Origin of the sequence: Roseibium sp. TrichSKD4 (assembly GCF_000148725.1) — a bacterium.
Taxonomy (GTDB): Bacteria; Pseudomonadota; Alphaproteobacteria; order Rhizobiales; family Stappiaceae; genus Roseibium.
Window position 1 is genome coordinate 16,194 of the sequence record NZ_GL476320.1, and the last position, 16,247, is coordinate 32,440.

Sequence of the window (16,247 nt, forward strand, 5' to 3'; positions counted from 1 at the left end):
TAGCTTTTGATCGTACGATCTACTTTCATGAAATTAGTCTGATTTTAATTCATCGGCGTAAAGGTGGCCGCTTGTGACATGCCAGCTTGTGGGGCGAGATCAGCTACTTTCGGGGCAACAGCCTCATAGTCTGACTTAATTGTTGGTGTCGCAGCAGGTTGCATATCAGCTGGCAAGAATTGAGCTGCCGATGGCGGCATATCAGGTTCCAGTTCAGCTTCGAGAGATTCAAGCTCCTCAACAGTAAAACCCTCTTGTGAAGATCGCTCCCGCGCATCATCCAGCTTGCCTTGATAGATAGCTAAAGCTTCTCGCTCTGCGCCCAATCTTTCCTTTTCCAATAGAAGCGGTTGATAGGATTCCCAAGTCGGCGCGTTATCATCAATTGTATTCGGGTCAATGATGTCACGATCTAACTCCGTTCCGAATTCATCAAAAACACGCTGTCCATCTTCTGTTTTGAAAACACGACGACCATCTTCGAGGCGATGCGCTCTGCTGAGCAGTTCATCCATTTTTGCCTGAACAATCTCAAGCGCTCTTTCATTTTCCATCAAGGCTCGGACTGTGGCTTCATCATATTTATCAAGCTTTTCATGGAACGCTTCGATTTGAACTTCTGTGGCGATGGTCATTTCAACCGCTGTCGCCAAGTCGAGGTCTGTCTTTTCTGCTCGCTCTTCCTGCTTTTCTTTGCGTTCTTGCTCATCTTTTGCAGCAATGAACCATTTAAGGCGTTGCACCTCTGCCAATTCAGCAGAGGTAGGTTTGCGACTAGACCCGCGAAAATGGTTCACTGCCAAATGCATTAACTGCCACACTCCTTCTTTGCCAGAACATGAACCAAAGCTGGAACTGGCTTATCCAAATGAAGCTCCATGAATGCAGTGATGCGTTTCCACGTATCAGCTCCGCTTTGATAATACCATTTGTTGATACACTGCATGCCCGATTGGTCGGGTTTATCTTTAAGCCAACGGGCATATGCCAAGCCGCTCGCAATTCCATTCACGTAGAAAATACGTTGATCTGCATTCATTTTATTCAGCACTTCATCAGCGGTGAATGCGTTGGCTTCGTTTATCGATGTATTCGTCATAAACATTGCTATTAAAATAGCAAAAAGTAATGAAGATTTACTTAATGTTAACGAACTCTTAATTCGCATAATCGTTCGATTTCGCAGTTATTTTACTTCCACATCTTCATTTTGCTATAATTAAATTGTAAGTATGGGAAATCAACGGGTTAGTCGAAAATCGGCGGCTGGCTTTAGTTTGATCCCACCTTGACGCTGAAAGGAACGTTTTTGCCAGAATTCTGGCAGGTTCTGAGGATGCGACAAGGTTTTGGGAATGGATGAAACGCATTGGATATCTGCGGGTTAGCACCGAAGAGCAAAAACCAGATCGACAAATCGATGGGCTAAGCCCGCTTTGCGATGAGCTTTATATTGAGTGCGTTTCCGCTGCCGCCCAAAAGCGCCCCATATTTGAACAGGTAATGACTGAGCTTAAATCGGGTGATACGCTTGTTGTGTGGGATTTAGACCGCGCTTTTCGGTCAACCCTTGATGCGCTCACCCATACAAAGCGGCTTCAAGAACGCGGCATTCAGTTTCAAGTCGTGACCATGAATATCGATACATCCAAGCCAATGGGCGAATTCTTCTTTACCATTGTTGCCGCTTTTGCGCAGCTTGAACGGCGGACGATTTCCGAACGTACGAAAGAAGGCCTTCGCGCCGCTGTCAAACGCGGCACTGTTTTAGGGCGCAAGCCAAAGCTGAGCAAATGCCAAACCCTCTCGGCGCAACAAAAGCTGGCAACCAAAGAAATGAGTTTGAAAGAGGTGGCGGCATTTTACGGCGTTGATCCGACGACAATCTCCCGCTCCATCAAGCGGCTTGAGGGGAGTATGAAATAATCATACCGATATCCGTTTTCCTGTGATATACTGATTATAAAGGAGATTTTGTGATGTCGGGAACTGAAAAACGCACCGTGAGCCTTGCCCCTGAAAACGCGGCTTTCATTGATGCTAAGGTCAAATCGGGTGGCTATGCCAGCACAAGTGAGGTTATTCGCGCAGGTCTTCGCGCATTGCAAGAACGCGATGCCGCCGTTGAACGATGGTTAGAACAAGAAGTTGCACCAACTTATGACGCTGTAAAATCTGGCGAAATGGAAACTCATGCTGTTGGCGACGTTTTTGATTCAATTCGTACCCGACATGCCAGCCGACAATAATCCTTTATGAAGAAACGAATTGTCGAAATTGCTGATGATGCACGGTTGGATTTACTTGGTATTTATGACTGGATTGCCAATGCTGGTAGTCCCCAAAATGCTCTTTCCTACATTGAGCGGATAGAAGCCTATTGCAAAGGTTTTGACTTAGCGAGCGCACGTGGAACGGCACGTGATGATATCAGACAAGGGTTGCGCATTGTTGGTTTTGAAAAAAGCGCCACAATTGCATTTATGGTTGAAGAGGATCGTGTTGTTATCTTGCGCGTTTTTTATGGTGGTCGCGACTGGGAAACGATGCTGACCAATTGATGGCTTTTGCTGGCCTCATGCTGCGATTTGTTGTCGACGCCTTATGACGTCAAAAAACCCATGTCACGTTCTGAATAACACGTGGATAAGTTTATGCTTTTCCTTTGAAAAGATCGCTATAATTGAGAGACTTACTCCGTGCGGGGCGTTCTCGCATACGGCTTAGAAACCGTTTGAATCACCGACTCCAATAGGGGCGGATAGCCCCGATCTAAGGCGTTGCACGAATAAGGGGCGCGTTTGATTCAAACGTTTCTAATGTCCGTCCACCCGTCAAAAAAGGAGTCTGCCATGTCAGAAATTCACGATCATTACGAAGAAAAACTAACCCGCTTGAGCATGAATGTGAAACATTCGCTTGGGATGCTGGAACAGGAAATCTCCACCCATATCCAAAGCGAAAAAGAGGTTATTCAAGATATGTTAGAGGAAATAAAAGCGAGCGCTCCCCGATAGGGCTAAGGGGGTGCTCGCGAACATTAAGTTTGTTTCAAAACGCATTTTCTAAATCCTATCGATTATCAAATATTTAGGTATTGTGACCTGCGCTTGCAGTCGCGCGGTTCTCAATTTGAGAAACCCGCGCTGTGCGGATTAGACATCAAATAAATCGCCTTGCCGTGAAAGAAGATCATCGAGATAGACCAGATGCGCAAAATCATTGATGAGATGGGAAAATTTGAGGCTCATCGCGGTATGCGTATCATTGCAGCTTTGAAGCGGCTCGCGGGGCGGCTCTTGGGCTCGCTCTGCGTGCAATTGCCTGACGAGCGCCCGATAGCGTGAGAGGTCTTGCTTTAAATCGGCTTCGAATTTTCGCTGAAACTTGCGCAATTCGGATGATCGTTTCGGTTCATGTTTATGGTCGGCAGCTTTTATATCGGCCTCGGCATAGCCGCGATAATCGCCTAATCTGACCAAGTTCAGGATTTGTTTTGGTTTTGCAATATCCCCGCCGAGAAGATAATACCAAGGGTGTCCCGCGTGATATCCGCGATGTTTTTTAAGCGGTGCAGTCATGATAGCACCTCCTCATTGAGGCGATAGATCACGGTTTCCCCAGCGATGTCGGTTTTTGTATATTCGCGCATCAAATCACGGGCGAAGGCCTCAAGATCAACATAGGCCTTCATCACCATAGGCATGTCGCCCAGAACATCGTGTTCTACAAAATAGCTGGCAAGTTCGTAATGGGATTTGACAAAGTAGAGACTGATATCAAAGCTCGCTGAACCAACCGCTTTGGGGTCAAAGCTTTGGTGATGGTGCTTCACAGCTATGATAAAGCTTATCTTTGCATAGGCGTCCCATGCTCTTAGGGCTTTGAAAAACGGCTTGATGGTGTCGGGGGTAAGTTGCCATGCCTCAGCAAAAGCCTGATCAAGCGGGCTGCCCGCGATACAGGCGATGTCAAAGTCACAAGAGCGATAGCCAAAGGCGTGACTAAGGGGGATAAAATGGCTTTCAAATTCTTCTTCTGATGTGAAATAAAATCCTTCTCTTATAGGGTTGGATGGGTGTGCGTGACATATAAAGGTCATGATATTTTCTTTCTTTTATTTGGTTTGAAATGGAGTAGTTCGAGTCAAAAATGTCGCAATTTGAATGGCTTGATCGATGCTCAAGCGGCGCAAATCCATGCTGACCTCTTGGCTATGTCCGTAAATGGTCGCTGTGCCATATTCAAAATAGACAGCCTTTTGCGCGTCTGACCATTGATGCGCAATTTTGCGACCTTTGGAGGCTTTGAGCAACAAATGCGCCACGTTTGTGAGCAATTCGGCCTGTTTTTCATTCTCAAGATAACGCGCGCGCGCCTTGTCAAACGCGGGCAGATAAGCGGGCAATAGCCGCCGCGCTATATCAGCGGCGATTGCTTTTGGGCGGCGGTTTATGCTGACACCGATAGAGCAAAATTCGCTCTGCTGCGGGTCTGTGATGCGTTTGTCAAACCGTCCTGATATTTTGAATTTGGGCTGGTTATATTCCTTTGAAATAATCAGGCCGCGCCCTTGTCCATCAATGATCTGGCGTTGCCAGCAAGAGGCTTGTTCAAGCGCGTTGAATTTCCAAGGTCGCCCTAAATATAGGGCGATCTGTTCGATTAAGGCGGTATGTTCACGCATGGGAATACCTCCCATTTTTATTGCCGTTGGCCTTACTGCGAAAACCGCCTTGCACTTTTGGGGGCGCACTAACGCGCTTAAACCCATCCCCGCTTGGTTTTTTGCTGCCGTATTTGGCGCGGATTTCGTCTAGCGATGTTTGACCACGGGAAAATGAGCGGTGATTGCTGGGACGAAAATGCCAAGCTTTCTTCTTTGATGCCCATTTAAAGCCTGCTTGTTTCAAGTGATCTTTGTGTGTTCTGGTATCGCCCGTCACCCAAATCCACACGCCGCAAATCTCAATGATGAGCCCATCAAGCGCCATGATGCTATTGAGCGCGGTGTTGAATTCCTCGCCATAATCGGATTGTTCTTCTTTGATTTCGCCTGAGTGATCTTTCAATACCGCAAAGGCCGCATTGACGACTTTCATCATCTCTTCGCCTGCGGGATTGATGTCGGGGTGATATTTTTTGCAAGCTTGTTTGTAGGCTGTTTTGACAAGCTCTGGGGTTACGCTTCCGCTTAGGGATAAGATTTTTGCAGCATCATAAATGTTCATGACTTCCTCGCTCATGTGTTAAAGTTCAAATTCCGCGAGGCTCTTTTCTGTCTTTGAAAAACAACACCGCGCATGAACCCTTGCCCAGCGGCGAGCGTCCTTTAAAAACCCAACGAAAAAAGCCGCCCGCGATGTCAATCGGGGGCGACCAAAAACAAGGACGGTCGTAAACACGGGTGACAAAATACCCCAAAGACCAACCGCTTGCGGCGATGACGGGCTTACGTCATCGGTCCGACCACACGGGAGCCTGGCTTGCTGTGCAAGCAAGGCGAATGGAGCGGGCCCGTCGGACTTGGTCTATTGGAAAGGGATTTTTCACCTGTGTTAAGCTTGGAATTGGGTTCAAGCGAGGCGAGACGCCGAAGCGCGAAATAGAAGCGGCATGACATGCCACAACTCAACCGTCAGGGATTGAAGCCTTTTGGTGAAGACCGATTTTATCGGGCTTCCGACACTTGTAGACTGAATAAAAAATTAAATCCTAGTGTGTTTGAAAGCCCTATTTGGGATGTGGGAATTGTGTTGGTCCATTTGACCTTGGATCATCAGGTTCCCCATCATCGTCTTGATGTCGGAAAGCAAAAAGTGATTGAACTATTTTCTGATTGCCGCTCAGGATCGCAACATCCAGAACATCTCTTTCCCAACGGTCTTTCAGATCGATGTTCACACCGTCCTGCTGCAATAGATAGTCAACCATGTAGGCATTTCCTTTAGCGGCGGCGTAATGAAGTGCGCTCAGTCCGTAAATTCCGTCCTGTTTTGTGATGTCATGGCTATTAAGCTCAAGTGCTGCCTTCACTTCAGATAGATCATTGTTTTTAGCTCCCCTGATAATATCGGGCTTCACTCCTTTGTAGCCTGTATCCTTCCCTGACTCTGGTTTTGTTGATTTAGGTGATTTCATAATACAATATTCCACCTAAAATTGTCTATAAAATCATGCAGTTGGACGTCTTTCGTGCGCAAAATCTCAATGAAGTGTTTGTCAGGATCAATAAATTTCAGCTTTCTGGTCGCACCTGAAAATTTCTCAGTTAAAAGGCTGTTCGATGCTTCTTTCAAAATGGATGGAGTAAGAACAGCAAAGCCGTGTATTTCATCCTTCAATTTTTCCTTATTTGGAATGAGGAAAAATTCTTCCGTGAGAGGAATTGCAACATCTTTGACATGGAGCCTAATTCTGTTTGAGATCGTGCAAAAACCAGATTGTCGCTCGATATTCCAATCATCTTGATAGCGCTCTGCGTCATTCGGCCATTTTAGGATATGTGCAACGAAGAATGCCTCTTGCTTGTATCGATCTAGTGAAAGGCAAAAAGTATGACCTTCAGCTTGCCCTAAATAAACTCCTACAAATGTGTTCAGTTTTTGATCAATCAATTCTTGATCAGGCGTTTCAGATGAAAGCCTTCTATGAAGATACCCAGAAAAATTTTCATCCGAAAAGAACTCTGAAAACGCTGATCCAAAACGCTCAATCGTCCCAAATTCAATCAAATCTTGTGCTTTCGAAAATTCTGGCCGCGCCAAAGTATTCGGATGAGTAAGAAAAGCATACACGTGCTGAAATTTGATATCTCCGATTATACTTTTTCCCTTGGCCCAGCTTTCAAGGTCTTGGCGTGTAATCAATGGCGCTTCCTCGGTGACTTCGAGTTTAAGCAACCCAATTATTTCAGATCGGATGGCTTGCCACTTGCGACCTGTTGAAACCGAATAATCACTCAAGATTTTGAGTGCTTGGTTTTTGACAAATAGAGAATGCTGGCTTGCCTGAGCGTTCTCATCTTGATCGAGCAGCTTCAGTTTTTGCATTTCTTTGCATTCTCACAAGGCAGCGCACTTTGTAGCTTTGAGTAAATTTCTCAGGAGCGATTTTGTGCAAAACGACAAATATTCAAAAGATAGCGGAAATAAAAAGACGTTTCATCACAGTCTATCTTCGTCTTCCGATTCAAATAACACGGGCGATGGATTGAATTCAAATGTACGATCGAATTCTCTTAATCCCACTTCTGAAATCTATGCGGATTTTGTAACAGCATTTGAGCATTTTAATGCCGCTCTGTTTGATGGCGAATTATCCGAACCCGTCTTTACCTTGCAGAATAAACCGAAGATGAGGCTTTCATTTCATGAAAACCGCTTTGCAAATAATCAAGATATTCGAGCCCATGAAATCCAATTCAATCCTGTTATTTGCGCGGGGCAATCTGACTATGAAACGCTTGGCTGTGTCGTGCATGCGATGGGTTTGCAATGGCGATATGATTTTGGACCTGCGAATGCTAAGGGGGTAAAACCTTCTCGCGGCTACCACGACAAAACGCTTGCCGTTCAGATGGCTAAGATCGGTGTGAGGCTTTCCGATACCGGAGAATCTGACGGCAAAAAAACGGGTTACAATTTATCTCATTACACCATTGAAGGTAGCCCATTTGATCTGGCGGCACGTGATCTTTTGATTACGGGTTTTTCCTTTCGCTGGCAGGCAATTGTTCAAAAGCCAGCCTCCGATGCGGATGAAGACACTCCAAATGCTGCACCCAAATCCCGCGTGAAATACACCTGCGAGATTTGCGATCTGAATGCATGGGCAAAAGCCGATGCACAGTTGAGTTGCACCATTTGCGCAATCCCCCTTTCGCCAAACTTTTCCACCCAATGAAAACTAGATCAAGGAGATTTATTGTGACTGAACACATGAAGGACGATCTGTCCAAAATCCATCCAAGACGCAGAAAGAAAAATCAAGCGTTTACCAACCAAGGCCCATCGAATGGTGTCGGGGACACACAGTTTGAAGCGTTTGAAGATTTTGAGCCAAAGGACTTGCCGCCTGTAAAATACAAATCGGACACCAAGATCAATTGGGCGTCTTGGATTGTGCCGACCTCGGCTGTGATGACGGGGGCTTTGGTTGCGCTTGCTGCGCCGCAATTGATCGATACATCGGGTATTCTGGGCACGTTAAAAATGGCGCTTCTGGGAAGTGCGGCCAGTTTTATTTCATGGGTGGTCAATCATCATGCGATCAAACATGGCACCGAGCTTGCGGCGAGTGGATTAAAGAGCGCGGGCTTTGCAAGCCTTTTGGCCGTCACAATCACAGGCGCGGCGGCTTTTTCCTTTAGCTATGCAGGATTGGTTTTACCGCGCGTTGATGCGCTCAATCAAGCCGATCACGCTCAGGAACTGGCGGCCTATGTTGATGACATCAATCAAAATTCTGCCCAGCTTTACCAATTGCGCGCGGTGCTTGCGACAACGGCAGCGGACTTGCAGGCGAAAATCGAATGCGAAATAAAGAGCGGCTGCTTGAGTGGCAATGGCGGCGGCGAAGGGGCGATCTATCGCGGTATTTTGCCTCCGACACAGCGCGCGCAAAAGATTTCAGTCCAGCTTATCGCCAGCGATGATGAGCGGCGCAATCAACTGGCCGAGATTAACAACGCGCTGGATGAATACCATGCCATTTTGGGTGAGACCACGGCAGACAGTGTTGAAAAAAACCGCCAACTCACGGCCAAATCGGGTCAGATCAAACAACGCGCTGCTGACTTGCGCGAAAGCTCTCCTTTGCTTTTGCTGCGTGGATATCAATCTGAACTCTCTGCGGGGTTGATTATTGAAGACGAGCCAGAAGGCACGGCCAAGGTCAATGGTATTTTGAAACGCCATGCCGAAACCCTGCGCACAGCATTGGACGATATTGAGCTGGATCAATCCGTTGCACCGACATTTCCCAGCAAGGCTGGCGTTGGCGAGGCATTTTCGCGGTTCGCGCATTTTTGGCCGCTGGGGATTTTTACGGCTGCGATTGAACTGATCATCCCTTGGACGCTTTGGCTTCTGACTTACGCCGCCATCGTTCTCAAACTTTTCCGCCAGACTCACGATTATTCACAAACACCAAAGATGGAGGGCTAACCATGGAAGGATATGGCACCAACCTGCTTGGCAGCAGCGCAATTTTGACTGTCTTAGGTGTTGCGGCATTCTCGGCCTATGTCTCGGGGCCGCTGATCATCGAGCGTCTGTCACAAAAAATGAATTGGCGTGATGAGTGTATTGAGAACGTCGAACGAGAGATCAGAATTACAACGCCCCAAGCACCCGCCATGCCGCGCATGTCCTGCAACAGCGCCATGCGTATGGCGGGGCGAGATTTGGCCGAGCTTGCCAGAGCGTTTGGCATTGAGCAGGCCTGTCAGAGCCTCGAATATCAAATCGAATTGAAAGAATTTAACGCGCAAGAGCGCCTTGCCGCAAAGCTGGAAAGCGCCCCATCGCGCTGTGAATGCGCGGTCTCACGGATGATTTCTGAACACCGTGGCGCGGTTGCGCTCCATGCGGCCTCAGCGCGACTGGTCACGCCGCTGCCCATCCAAAATCTCACATCGGAATTCACCGCGTCGCTGAATTCCCCAAGCTGCGCATCCATTGCAAACCTTAGGGCAAAGATTGGAGGATAAAATGATCTTTGGCACCATTACGGTCACAGATGATGTGGTGAGCACGCATCGCAATAGTTATCTTCTGGGTTCACTGACGGTTGTGTCCGTCAGACGCCCGATACTCATTCCCTCTTTGATCATTGGCGCATCAGGTGCCGCATGGGGGCTGGCCTTTTCCGATCTGCTTTTCCTATCTGAAATGATTGCAACAGGCATCGTTTCTGCTGGTGCGCTCTTTTTGGGTGTTCAATGTGGTCAGCTTCAATTGGTGAGCCGTGATCTTAAAAACACCGAGCTTTCCTCTGCGGTGTGGGGGCAGTATCACGATCTACACCAACATCGCCACGCGATTGTTGAAGGCGTGCGCAAGTCCAAAACACACCAAACGACCTATCCTGCACCAACCGTGGAGGGGCTGTGATGAATATTCACCAGCATCGTTTTGGCAAAATTCTGGGCGTGAATGGCAATTTTCTGGGCGCGGTCGGCTGCTTTGCTTATGGCTGGTTCCTCTGGCCTGACGATCCCAGATGGTATGGGTTTTACATTATTGCCACCCTGTCCTTTCTGGGCAGTCTTGGCTTTGTCATCCGCGCCTTTGGCAGCATGAAGGCGCTTTTTCGTCAAGACAAGATTGTTGCTGAATACCAATCAAAGGTGAAGCCGCAAAAAGATGCGGAAATGGCCTCTGATCACTCTCTCAAAAACGCAGGCATGATCGATGGTTAGGGGGCTTAAATCCTATATCGCCAAGCATCGCCAAAAACGTAAAGGCGGTGCCAAGCCGATCTATGTCACAGGCAGGGCAGGATGTCGGTTGTTGGGGATGACGCTTGATGGCAAGCCCATCTTTGAACCAAAGCCCACGCATTCGATTTTGACCAGCGCCGCGGGGGGTGGCAAGACAACATCTGGCGCTGTCCTTTGGCTGCAATCCATGTTGGCGGATAAAAGCCGCACTGTCATTATTGCCGATTTTAAACAGGGAGAAATATTCGCGCAAACAGTCGAGATGTGCCTCAAAGCTGGCCGCAAGGTCGCGCTTTTGGATGATACGTTGATGTTTGGCGTGGATCACCCGCTGCGCGTTGATCTTAATCCCTTTGGCAGCATCCTTGCGGCCCATGCCTTACAGGCAGAGCAAGGCGAGTTGGTCTTTGTGACCGACAGTGCAAATCATGCGCTGATCGAAGAGCCAAATAATGATGAACGCAATGCGTTTTGGCGTTATGAACCCCGCGCGATGATTGAATATGCGCAAATGTCGTTGCTCGCCAATACGCGTGGCGGCTGCACGCCTGGCGCGGTTTGGTCATTACTCTCTGACGCGCAAGACCTTGAGCGCGCGCTCAAAATCGATCTTGAAGAGGGCGACGCGGTTTTAAAATCGCTCGCCGCGCATATGCAGGCGGTTCGATCACACCCCGAACATTACGGTCAACATTTGGGTGCCGTTAAAAAAGCGCTGAGGATATTTTCGGCGGGCAGTCCGCTCCATTATGCGGGCTCTGACGTGGATATCACCCATAAAGAGCTGCTGGAAGACGGCTATATTGTCTTTCTCACGGGGCCGCAGCAGCATGTCGAGCGCTTCGGACCCTATTTTGCGCTGCACTTGCAGAGTTTTATGCATGCGTTGTTGTCTTCGAACTTAGCGGCGCAAGGGCGCAAGGTTGATTTTCTACTAGATGAATTCACCAATACCCCCGCGCGCGAAATAGTCTCAAAACTGACAACCATCCGCGCATATGGCGGGTCTGTCCATATGATCTGCCAGTCGCGATCAGAGATCGAACGCAAATATGGCGAGAAAGAAACGCTGACCATCGAAGAAAACGCGGTGGTCAAACAATGGTTCGGCTTTTCGAGTTTTGATGAGGCCGAGCGCGTTTCAAAGGCCATGGGTGAAGCGCTTTATTACAATCAAGGCATTGGCACATCGAGCGACAAAACCGATGTCAGCGGCAATTACAATACTGTGCGCGAGCGGCTTTATACGCCTGCTGAGCTGATGATGCTGCCCAAGGATGAGCAGATCATCCACGTCAAAGATGTGGGCTTTATCCATGCCAAAAAGCTGCGTCAAAACGAGGTCTATCCATACGCCGAGCAGCTTTTGGACAATCCGCTTGAGGGGGGACGGTTACCGCCTGTGCCCAAAGTGATTTTGCCCACTGATGATGACGGGGGCGAGTAAGATGCGCGTTCGTTTTTTAAAACCAGCTTATTTTATATGGCTGATCATTCTTGGCGGTGCTTATGGCGCATCGCAAATTGTGGGCCTGCCTCATTTGCGGTTTGTGTATGATTTTCAAACTGCTGGGAACCCGTTCGACACATTCGCTGACCGCTATTTTACGCGTTGTTCGTATTGGGGGCCAAACGGAAAATTCACAATCCATTTTCCTGCACATGGGGAGTGTGCGCTGTTTCGTTTCTTCACCGCCAATTCCGAATATGCGGAGCGCTAGACCATGCCGCGTGACGGAACAAAAAACAATTTACATTCTTCTGGGCGCGATATCTCAAAAGAAATGCGTGACAGCTTTCACCTTAAGGGGCTGCGTCGGCTGGCGGAATTAGGGCTTAAAGGCCATCACAAGTTAGACGCGCTCAGGGTCATCAATGACTACGAGCATGCGCGGCAGGAGGAAAAAGCACACTTCAAGGAAAACTATAAAGCCCGTGTCAGCAAAGCGGTCAAAAGGCTGCAAGCCAAAGCTGGACAAAAGGCGCGTGAATTTAATCACCCTTTTGCGTTTTTGGATCGTTTTGAAAAAGGCCAGATGATTTTAACAGCGCGCAAGCAAGTGCGCCAAGCGCATGAAGTCACTCTGTCCCTTCTTGATCGGCAGGAAACACGCGAGCTTGAAAGCATCGCCCTTAAAGCTGGTCGCGGTGACATCGACCCTGAACTTCTCTCCAAAGATTTTGATCGTGCCTCTGATCGTCGTTCCAAGTCTGAACGCAGGAACCAGATGCAATCGCGTCTGCGCTCCAGAAGTCGATCAAGATGAAGAACTGCAACCTTATGGAAAGAAAGGAGAAAATAGAAATAAAATAATGAGTTAAGCCAAAACAACGCAATGAAGTTACGTGCTTTTTCATTGATATAAATAGGAATAAATACCTATCATGTTCACTTATTGTTCTCAATTTAGGGAACGCAACCACAACTGTCAAGAAAGGAAAAAAGATGACAACAACACAAGAAACACCAGTTCCAGAACAGCAATTTAACGGTGCTGTTATGGGGAAAACCAACGGCAACTCATCTGTTAATGCAGAAGAAGCTCATCAGCATGGCTTGAGCAAAGCGAGAGAAAGCTTTGCTGGTCGCTTGCTAACGGATGCTCAATTCAGCGAGGCCATTCACATTACAGAAATTCTTGAGCGCGAGATTTATAAGTCTGGCAGTTTCAAAGATAAGCTTGGCGATTACGCCTATGCCATGGGGCGCTCTGAGAATATTGATCCCAAGCGATTGGAAACAACCATTCGCGACTTGTATCGCGAACGCTCAGGGCAAACCATGTTCCAGCTTTGTGAAAGCCTCAAAGATCGCGAGGCGGCTGTTCAATCAAAAATACAAGATGTTGCTTTGAATGCTGTTCATGAAATTGAACCCATGATGGCAAACGGCAATAAAATAACGTTCAACCGCGCCCTTTCAGAAAAAGCGCAAATGGTTGCCGATGAATATGGCGTTCGTGACAATCATGCGAAAAAACAGATGGCAGATAGCTTCATTGCTGAACAACGTGCCACAGGTGTTGAAGAACCTATGGAACTTCGTGATTGGGGCAAGCAATTGGATGAACAATATTACCGTCCCCAAATTGAGCAGGAAAAGCAGGAACGCGCTGCTGCCAAGCAAGATATGCAAGCGCCAACCCGCTCATTTAGTCGCCGCTAATGAATGCGAAAACTGACCTGCCTGATAACGCACCCAAAATCGAATTCTATCAGGCAGGCCTTATAAGTCCTTTATTCACAACACCAAATCCGAAAGCCAAACAATGAAAGATGAACCAACCAACAATTATGGACATGATCCAACCTACAATATCAAACCTCAAAAGCCGCAAATGCTTGTTGACTATGCTCGCTATGCCAAAATGCTTGATCACCCTGATCTTAGCGAGCAGCAGAAAAAAGAGTTTATCGATTGCCTTTGGAACCTCATCACCGAGATGATTTATCTTGGATTTGAAGTTCTACCGCATGAGGAAAATCAGAACCTCTCACATGAGGATAGATTTGAAAACATGCTCGAATGCATGCAGCTAAACATGGTAGACTTGCACACAGATCAATCCAACAAAACGCCTAGCAAAAGCCCTGCATCATAGATGGCAGGTGTACTATTGATTCAAAAGGAGAAGGAGAAATGCCTCAAAATATGACAGAAAAAATCCCAGCTGCACAAAAAGCAGTTATCTATTGCCGTGTTTCATCCAAGAAACAATCAACTGATGGGGCTGGCCTTGAAAGCCAAGAGCATCGCTGCCGTGAATATGCGGAAAGTAAAGGCTATCATGTCGAAGCTGTATTTCCTGATGATACATCGGGCGGCGGCGATTTTATGAACCGCCCCGGAATGGTGGCGTTGCTCGCCTATCTGGATGCCAAACCACAAGAAAACTACGTGGTCATCTTTGATGATCTGAAACGCTATGCCCGTGATACGGAATTCCATTTAAAACTCACTCGCGAAATGGCGCAAAGGAATGCCAAGCGTGAATGTCTGAACTTCAATTTTGAAGATACGCCTGAAGGCAAGTTTATTGAAACGATTATTGCCGCCCAAGGCGAACTGGAACGAAAACAAAATCGCCGCCAAGTCATCCAAAAGATGAAAGCCCGTGTTGAACAGGGCTTTTGGATATTCCGTGCGCCTGTCGGCTACAAATATATCAATTCCAAGCGTGGCGGTAAGGAGCTGATCATTGATGAACCTGTTGCCAGTACCGTGCGGCAAGCCTTGGAAGGGTTTGCATCTGGTCGCTTGAATACACAATTTGCGGTGCGCAAATTCTTGGAAGAGTGTCCTCACTTTCCAAAAGACTTGCCCAATGGGGAAGTTCGCCGCCAGACGGTAGTGCGTGTTTTACGTCAAGTTGCCTATGCAGGTTTTGTTCAAGCTCCAAATTGGAATGTAAAGCCGCGTCTTGGCAATCATGAACCGCTCATCTCTTATGAAACCTACACCAAAATACAAAACATACTGGATGAAGGCGTTTACGCGCCGCAGCGCAAAGACCTGCATCATGACTTTCCACTTAGGGGAGCGGTTTGTTGTTCAAGCTGTTCAACCCCAATGACCGCTGGATGGAGTAAGGGCAAGACCAAGAGCTATCCATATTTCTGGTGTCGCACAAAAGGCTGCGATCAATATGGCAAAGTGATCAATCGCGATAAGATGGAAACTGAATTCAAGACTTTGCTCAAAGGCATACAGCCTACACCATCGCTGCTCAATTTGTTCAAAACCATGTTCAATGATGCCTATGAGATGCATATGGCACAGGCTCAAGATCGCCTTAAAGCGTTCAAACAGGAATCAATTGATTTAGAGAAGCAAATTGCTGGACTTGTAGAGCGCGTTATGGATGCTTCAAGTCAGACCGTGATTGCGGCTTATGAGAGCAAAATCGATCTTTTGGAGAAAAAACGCCTTGTCGCGTTGGAAAAATCCAAGCAACGGACATCAAACAATGACACCCAAAGCAATTTGTTTGAACTCTCGTTTCAATTCCTCGCAAACCCTTGTAAAATATGGGAAAGTGGTCGTTTCGACCTACAGCGATTAGTGCTGAAATTGGTGTTTTTAGAGCATCTACCCTATACCAAGGGTAAGGGCTTTTTGAACTCGAAAAAATCATTACCGTTCAATGTGTTAGGGGATTTTAGTTCAATGAAATGTCAAATGGTGCTGCCGGAGAGATTTGAACTCTCGACCTCTCCCTTACCAAGGGAGTGCTCTACCCCTGAGCTACGGCAGCAAAGCCGGTTATGGGTTGCGCTTCAGGCAACAGACCGGGATGCCCAACCGACAGTGTCGACTGGAATGACGCGGCTTTTGCCACAACTGGCCTGTTGGTGCAAGTCGGCAATTTGCTTTTTTTGGAACAATGACAAGGTGGTTCACAGCGCAATGAGCACCTCATCAAATGCGCATCATCTGCCATAGCCCGTTTTCCTCGCGTTCACATCCGTAAACGACTTGCCAAACAAAAGATGCAGCGATTGTGGAAAAGAGGCGGCTGCACTTATTGGGCGCAGCCTTCTGGTGCTTTCGGATTTGAAGGTGAAGCGCTATGAAAGGGCAAGTTAGCAACAGTCAGAAAGAACAAAGATGACCGACGATAGCCAGCGTACGGCTGATCGGGAAGAAGAAGGCAGCCCGTCCAAGGTCCGTGCGGCAAAAAAAGACGCTGAAAAATCAAAGGACGAGCGGTTGGCGGAAGCCTTGCGTGCCAATTTGAGGCGCCGAAAGGCGGCTGCGAAGAAGACAGCGGAACCAAGGGACTAGGCGCAAGCCGGTCTCGCC

At 47.7% G+C, this 16,247-nt stretch carries 24 protein-coding genes, 1 tRNA gene and 1 pseudogene; 16 read left to right on the forward strand and 10 right to left on the reverse strand.

The window, feature by feature from the left end; genetic code table 11:
• Positions 1-44 precede the first annotated feature (44 nt).
• Positions 45-752, reverse strand: coding sequence for a hypothetical protein (locus TRICHSKD4_RS20525; protein ID WP_139052239.1), 708 nt, complete (start codon positions 750-752; stop codon positions 45-47).
• A 56-nt stretch (positions 753-808) separates the two neighbouring features.
• On the reverse strand, positions 809-1,099 hold the full coding sequence (locus TRICHSKD4_RS20530; protein WP_208993153.1) for a hypothetical protein: 291 nt from the start codon (positions 1,097-1,099) through the stop codon (positions 809-811).
• 260 nt (positions 1,100-1,359) lie between these two features.
• Between TRICHSKD4_RS20530 and TRICHSKD4_RS20535 the strand changes: the two genes are divergently transcribed.
• The 4 genes from TRICHSKD4_RS20535 to TRICHSKD4_RS30915 all read left to right on the forward strand — a co-directional run bounded on the left by TRICHSKD4_RS20535 (position 1,360) and on the right by TRICHSKD4_RS30915 (position 3,017).
• On the forward strand, positions 1,360-1,926 hold the full coding sequence (locus TRICHSKD4_RS20535; RefSeq protein WP_009468870.1) for a recombinase family protein: 567 nt from the start codon (positions 1,360-1,362) through the stop codon (positions 1,924-1,926).
• Between the two features lie 53 nt (positions 1,927-1,979).
• The gene (locus tag TRICHSKD4_RS20540; RefSeq protein WP_009468871.1) at positions 1,980-2,249 is read left to right on the forward strand and encodes a type II toxin-antitoxin system ParD family antitoxin; all 270 of its coding nucleotides are present in this window, start codon (positions 1,980-1,982) and stop codon (positions 2,247-2,249) included.
• 6 nt (positions 2,250-2,255) lie between these two features.
• Positions 2,256-2,561 carry a type II toxin-antitoxin system RelE/ParE family toxin gene (locus TRICHSKD4_RS20545; RefSeq protein ID WP_009468872.1) on the forward strand — a complete coding sequence of 102 codons (306 nt, stop codon included), beginning with the start codon at positions 2,256-2,258 and terminating at the stop codon, positions 2,559-2,561.
• A 291-nt stretch (positions 2,562-2,852) separates the two neighbouring features.
• On the forward strand, positions 2,853-3,017 hold the full coding sequence (locus TRICHSKD4_RS30915; RefSeq protein ID WP_009468873.1) for a hypothetical protein: 165 nt from the start codon (positions 2,853-2,855) through the stop codon (positions 3,015-3,017).
• Positions 3,018-3,155: 138 nt separating this feature from the next.
• Here TRICHSKD4_RS30915 and TRICHSKD4_RS20555 read toward each other — a convergent pair whose 3' ends face one another.
• From TRICHSKD4_RS20555 to TRICHSKD4_RS20580, 6 genes are all read right to left on the reverse strand, one after another.
• Positions 3,156-3,581, reverse strand: a complete 426-nt coding sequence (locus TRICHSKD4_RS20555) for a hypothetical protein (RefSeq protein ID WP_009468874.1) — start codon at positions 3,579-3,581, stop codon at positions 3,156-3,158.
• The gene (locus tag TRICHSKD4_RS20560) at positions 3,578-4,102 is read right to left on the reverse strand and encodes a hypothetical protein (RefSeq protein ID WP_040617293.1); all 525 of its coding nucleotides are present in this window, start codon (positions 4,100-4,102) and stop codon (positions 3,578-3,580) included. The genes TRICHSKD4_RS20555 and TRICHSKD4_RS20560 overlap by 4 nt, the downstream gene beginning before the upstream one ends.
• 15 nt (positions 4,103-4,117) lie before the next feature.
• Entirely contained in the window at positions 4,118-4,687 is a 570-nt protein-coding gene (locus tag TRICHSKD4_RS20565; protein ID WP_009468876.1) for a hypothetical protein, read from the reverse strand.
• A complete protein-coding gene (locus TRICHSKD4_RS20570; RefSeq protein ID WP_009468877.1) occupies positions 4,680-5,246 on the reverse strand; it encodes a J domain-containing protein in 567 nt (188 codons plus the stop codon). Before TRICHSKD4_RS20570 ends, TRICHSKD4_RS20565 begins: the two co-directional genes overlap by 8 nt.
• 487 nt (positions 5,247-5,733) lie before the next feature.
• On the reverse strand, positions 5,734-6,141 hold the full coding sequence (locus TRICHSKD4_RS20575; RefSeq protein ID WP_040617294.1) for an ankyrin repeat domain-containing protein: 408 nt from the start codon (positions 6,139-6,141) through the stop codon (positions 5,734-5,736).
• Positions 6,138-7,052 carry a hypothetical protein gene (locus TRICHSKD4_RS20580; protein ID WP_009468881.1) on the reverse strand — a complete coding sequence of 305 codons (915 nt, stop codon included), beginning with the start codon at positions 7,050-7,052 and terminating at the stop codon, positions 6,138-6,140. The genes TRICHSKD4_RS20575 and TRICHSKD4_RS20580 overlap by 4 nt, the downstream gene beginning before the upstream one ends.
• 64 nt (positions 7,053-7,116) lie before the next feature.
• Between TRICHSKD4_RS20580 and TRICHSKD4_RS20585 the strand changes: the two genes are divergently transcribed.
• The 11 genes and pseudogenes from TRICHSKD4_RS20585 to TRICHSKD4_RS32420 all read left to right on the forward strand — a co-directional run.
• Entirely contained in the window at positions 7,117-7,905 is a 789-nt protein-coding gene (locus tag TRICHSKD4_RS20585) for a hypothetical protein (protein ID WP_009468882.1), read from the forward strand.
• Positions 7,906-7,928: 23 nt separating this feature from the next.
• On the forward strand, positions 7,929-9,167 hold the full coding sequence (locus tag TRICHSKD4_RS20590; RefSeq protein WP_009468883.1) for a hypothetical protein: 1,239 nt from the start codon (positions 7,929-7,931) through the stop codon (positions 9,165-9,167).
• A gap of 2 nt (positions 9,168-9,169) precedes the next feature.
• Positions 9,170-9,712 (forward strand): hypothetical protein, encoded by a 543-nt coding sequence (locus TRICHSKD4_RS20595; RefSeq protein ID WP_009468884.1) that lies wholly within the window; start codon positions 9,170-9,172, stop codon positions 9,710-9,712.
• 1 nt (position 9,713) lies between these two features.
• Entirely contained in the window at positions 9,714-10,115 is a 402-nt protein-coding gene (locus TRICHSKD4_RS20600; RefSeq protein WP_009468885.1) for a hypothetical protein, read from the forward strand.
• Positions 10,115-10,423, forward strand: coding sequence for a hypothetical protein (locus tag TRICHSKD4_RS20605; RefSeq protein ID WP_009468886.1), 309 nt, complete (start codon positions 10,115-10,117; stop codon positions 10,421-10,423). Before TRICHSKD4_RS20600 ends, TRICHSKD4_RS20605 begins: the two co-directional genes overlap by 1 nt.
• A gap of 97 nt (positions 10,424-10,520) precedes the next feature.
• Positions 10,521-11,891, forward strand: a complete 1,371-nt coding sequence (locus TRICHSKD4_RS20610) for a type IV secretory system conjugative DNA transfer family protein (protein WP_247642852.1) — start codon at positions 10,521-10,523, stop codon at positions 11,889-11,891.
• Between the two features lies 1 nt (position 11,892).
• Positions 11,893-12,165, forward strand: coding sequence for a hypothetical protein (locus TRICHSKD4_RS20615; protein WP_009468888.1), 273 nt, complete (start codon positions 11,893-11,895; stop codon positions 12,163-12,165).
• A 3-nt stretch (positions 12,166-12,168) separates the two neighbouring features.
• Positions 12,169-12,711, forward strand: coding sequence for a hypothetical protein (locus TRICHSKD4_RS20620; protein ID WP_009468889.1), 543 nt, complete (start codon positions 12,169-12,171; stop codon positions 12,709-12,711).
• A gap of 179 nt (positions 12,712-12,890) precedes the next feature.
• A complete protein-coding gene (locus tag TRICHSKD4_RS20625) occupies positions 12,891-13,610 on the forward strand; it encodes a hypothetical protein (protein ID WP_009468890.1) in 720 nt (239 codons plus the stop codon).
• Positions 13,611-13,713: 103 nt separating this feature from the next.
• On the forward strand, positions 13,714-14,046 hold the full coding sequence (locus tag TRICHSKD4_RS20630) for a hypothetical protein (RefSeq protein ID WP_009468891.1): 333 nt from the start codon (positions 13,714-13,716) through the stop codon (positions 14,044-14,046).
• Between the two features lie 50 nt (positions 14,047-14,096).
• A pseudogene (locus TRICHSKD4_RS32420) lies at positions 14,097-14,513 on the forward strand (recombinase family protein); the annotation flags it as partial.
• On the opposite strand, the gene TRICHSKD4_RS31775 reads toward TRICHSKD4_RS32420, so the two are convergent.
• A complete protein-coding gene (locus tag TRICHSKD4_RS31775; protein WP_040617298.1) occupies positions 14,394-14,750 on the reverse strand; it encodes a hypothetical protein in 357 nt (118 codons plus the stop codon). The pseudogene TRICHSKD4_RS32420 and the gene TRICHSKD4_RS31775 sit on opposite strands and share 120 nt — an antisense overlap.
• A gap of 874 nt (positions 14,751-15,624) precedes the next feature.
• Positions 15,625-15,699 (reverse strand) — tRNA-Thr (locus tag TRICHSKD4_RS20650).
• Positions 15,700-16,052: 353 nt separating this feature from the next.
• Here TRICHSKD4_RS20650 and TRICHSKD4_RS30920 point away from each other — a divergent pair.
• Positions 16,053-16,229, forward strand: a complete 177-nt coding sequence (locus tag TRICHSKD4_RS30920; protein WP_009468893.1) for a hypothetical protein — start codon at positions 16,053-16,055, stop codon at positions 16,227-16,229.
• Positions 16,230-16,247 lie beyond the last annotated feature (18 nt).

What these genes read in the sequence shown, in the direction of transcription:
- TRICHSKD4_RS20535 (WP_009468870.1), top strand. Translation starts at nt 1,360, where the DNA reads ATGAAACGCATTGGATATCTGCGGGTTAGCACCGAAGAGCAAAAACCA.
- TRICHSKD4_RS30915 (WP_009468873.1), top strand. Translation starts at nt 2,853, where the DNA reads ATGTCAGAAATTCACGATCATTACGAAGAAAAACTAACCCGCTTGAGC.
- TRICHSKD4_RS20570 (WP_009468877.1), bottom strand. Translation starts at nt 5,246, where the DNA reads ATGAGCGAGGAAGTCATGAACATTTATGATGCTGCAAAAATCTTATCC.
- TRICHSKD4_RS20610 (WP_247642852.1), top strand. Translation starts at nt 10,521, where the DNA reads ATGACGCTTGATGGCAAGCCCATCTTTGAACCAAAGCCCACGCATTCG.
- TRICHSKD4_RS20600 (WP_009468885.1), top strand. Translation starts at nt 9,714, where the DNA reads ATGATCTTTGGCACCATTACGGTCACAGATGATGTGGTGAGCACGCAT.
- TRICHSKD4_RS20620 (WP_009468889.1), top strand. Translation starts at nt 12,169, where the DNA reads ATGCCGCGTGACGGAACAAAAAACAATTTACATTCTTCTGGGCGCGAT.
- TRICHSKD4_RS20565 (WP_009468876.1), bottom strand. Translation starts at nt 4,687, where the DNA reads ATGCGTGAACATACCGCCTTAATCGAACAGATCGCCCTATATTTAGGG.
- TRICHSKD4_RS20615 (WP_009468888.1), top strand. Translation starts at nt 11,893, where the DNA reads ATGCGCGTTCGTTTTTTAAAACCAGCTTATTTTATATGGCTGATCATT.
- TRICHSKD4_RS20625 (WP_009468890.1), top strand. Translation starts at nt 12,891, where the DNA reads ATGACAACAACACAAGAAACACCAGTTCCAGAACAGCAATTTAACGGT.
- TRICHSKD4_RS20595 (WP_009468884.1), top strand. Translation starts at nt 9,170, where the DNA reads ATGGAAGGATATGGCACCAACCTGCTTGGCAGCAGCGCAATTTTGACT.
- TRICHSKD4_RS20540 (WP_009468871.1), top strand. Translation starts at nt 1,980, where the DNA reads ATGTCGGGAACTGAAAAACGCACCGTGAGCCTTGCCCCTGAAAACGCG.
- TRICHSKD4_RS20530 (WP_208993153.1), bottom strand. Translation starts at nt 1,099, where the DNA reads ATGACGAATACATCGATAAACGAAGCCAACGCATTCACCGCTGATGAA.
- TRICHSKD4_RS20575 (WP_040617294.1), bottom strand. Translation starts at nt 6,141, where the DNA reads ATGAAATCACCTAAATCAACAAAACCAGAGTCAGGGAAGGATACAGGC.
- TRICHSKD4_RS20630 (WP_009468891.1), top strand. Translation starts at nt 13,714, where the DNA reads ATGAAAGATGAACCAACCAACAATTATGGACATGATCCAACCTACAAT.
- TRICHSKD4_RS20560 (WP_040617293.1), bottom strand. Translation starts at nt 4,102, where the DNA reads ATGACCTTTATATGTCACGCACACCCATCCAACCCTATAAGAGAAGGA.
- TRICHSKD4_RS20545 (WP_009468872.1), top strand. Translation starts at nt 2,256, where the DNA reads ATGAAGAAACGAATTGTCGAAATTGCTGATGATGCACGGTTGGATTTA.
- TRICHSKD4_RS30920 (WP_009468893.1), top strand. Translation starts at nt 16,053, where the DNA reads ATGACCGACGATAGCCAGCGTACGGCTGATCGGGAAGAAGAAGGCAGC.
- TRICHSKD4_RS20605 (WP_009468886.1), top strand. Translation starts at nt 10,115, where the DNA reads ATGAATATTCACCAGCATCGTTTTGGCAAAATTCTGGGCGTGAATGGC.
- TRICHSKD4_RS20555 (WP_009468874.1), bottom strand. Translation starts at nt 3,581, where the DNA reads ATGACTGCACCGCTTAAAAAACATCGCGGATATCACGCGGGACACCCT.
- TRICHSKD4_RS20580 (WP_009468881.1), bottom strand. Translation starts at nt 7,052, where the DNA reads ATGCAAAAACTGAAGCTGCTCGATCAAGATGAGAACGCTCAGGCAAGC.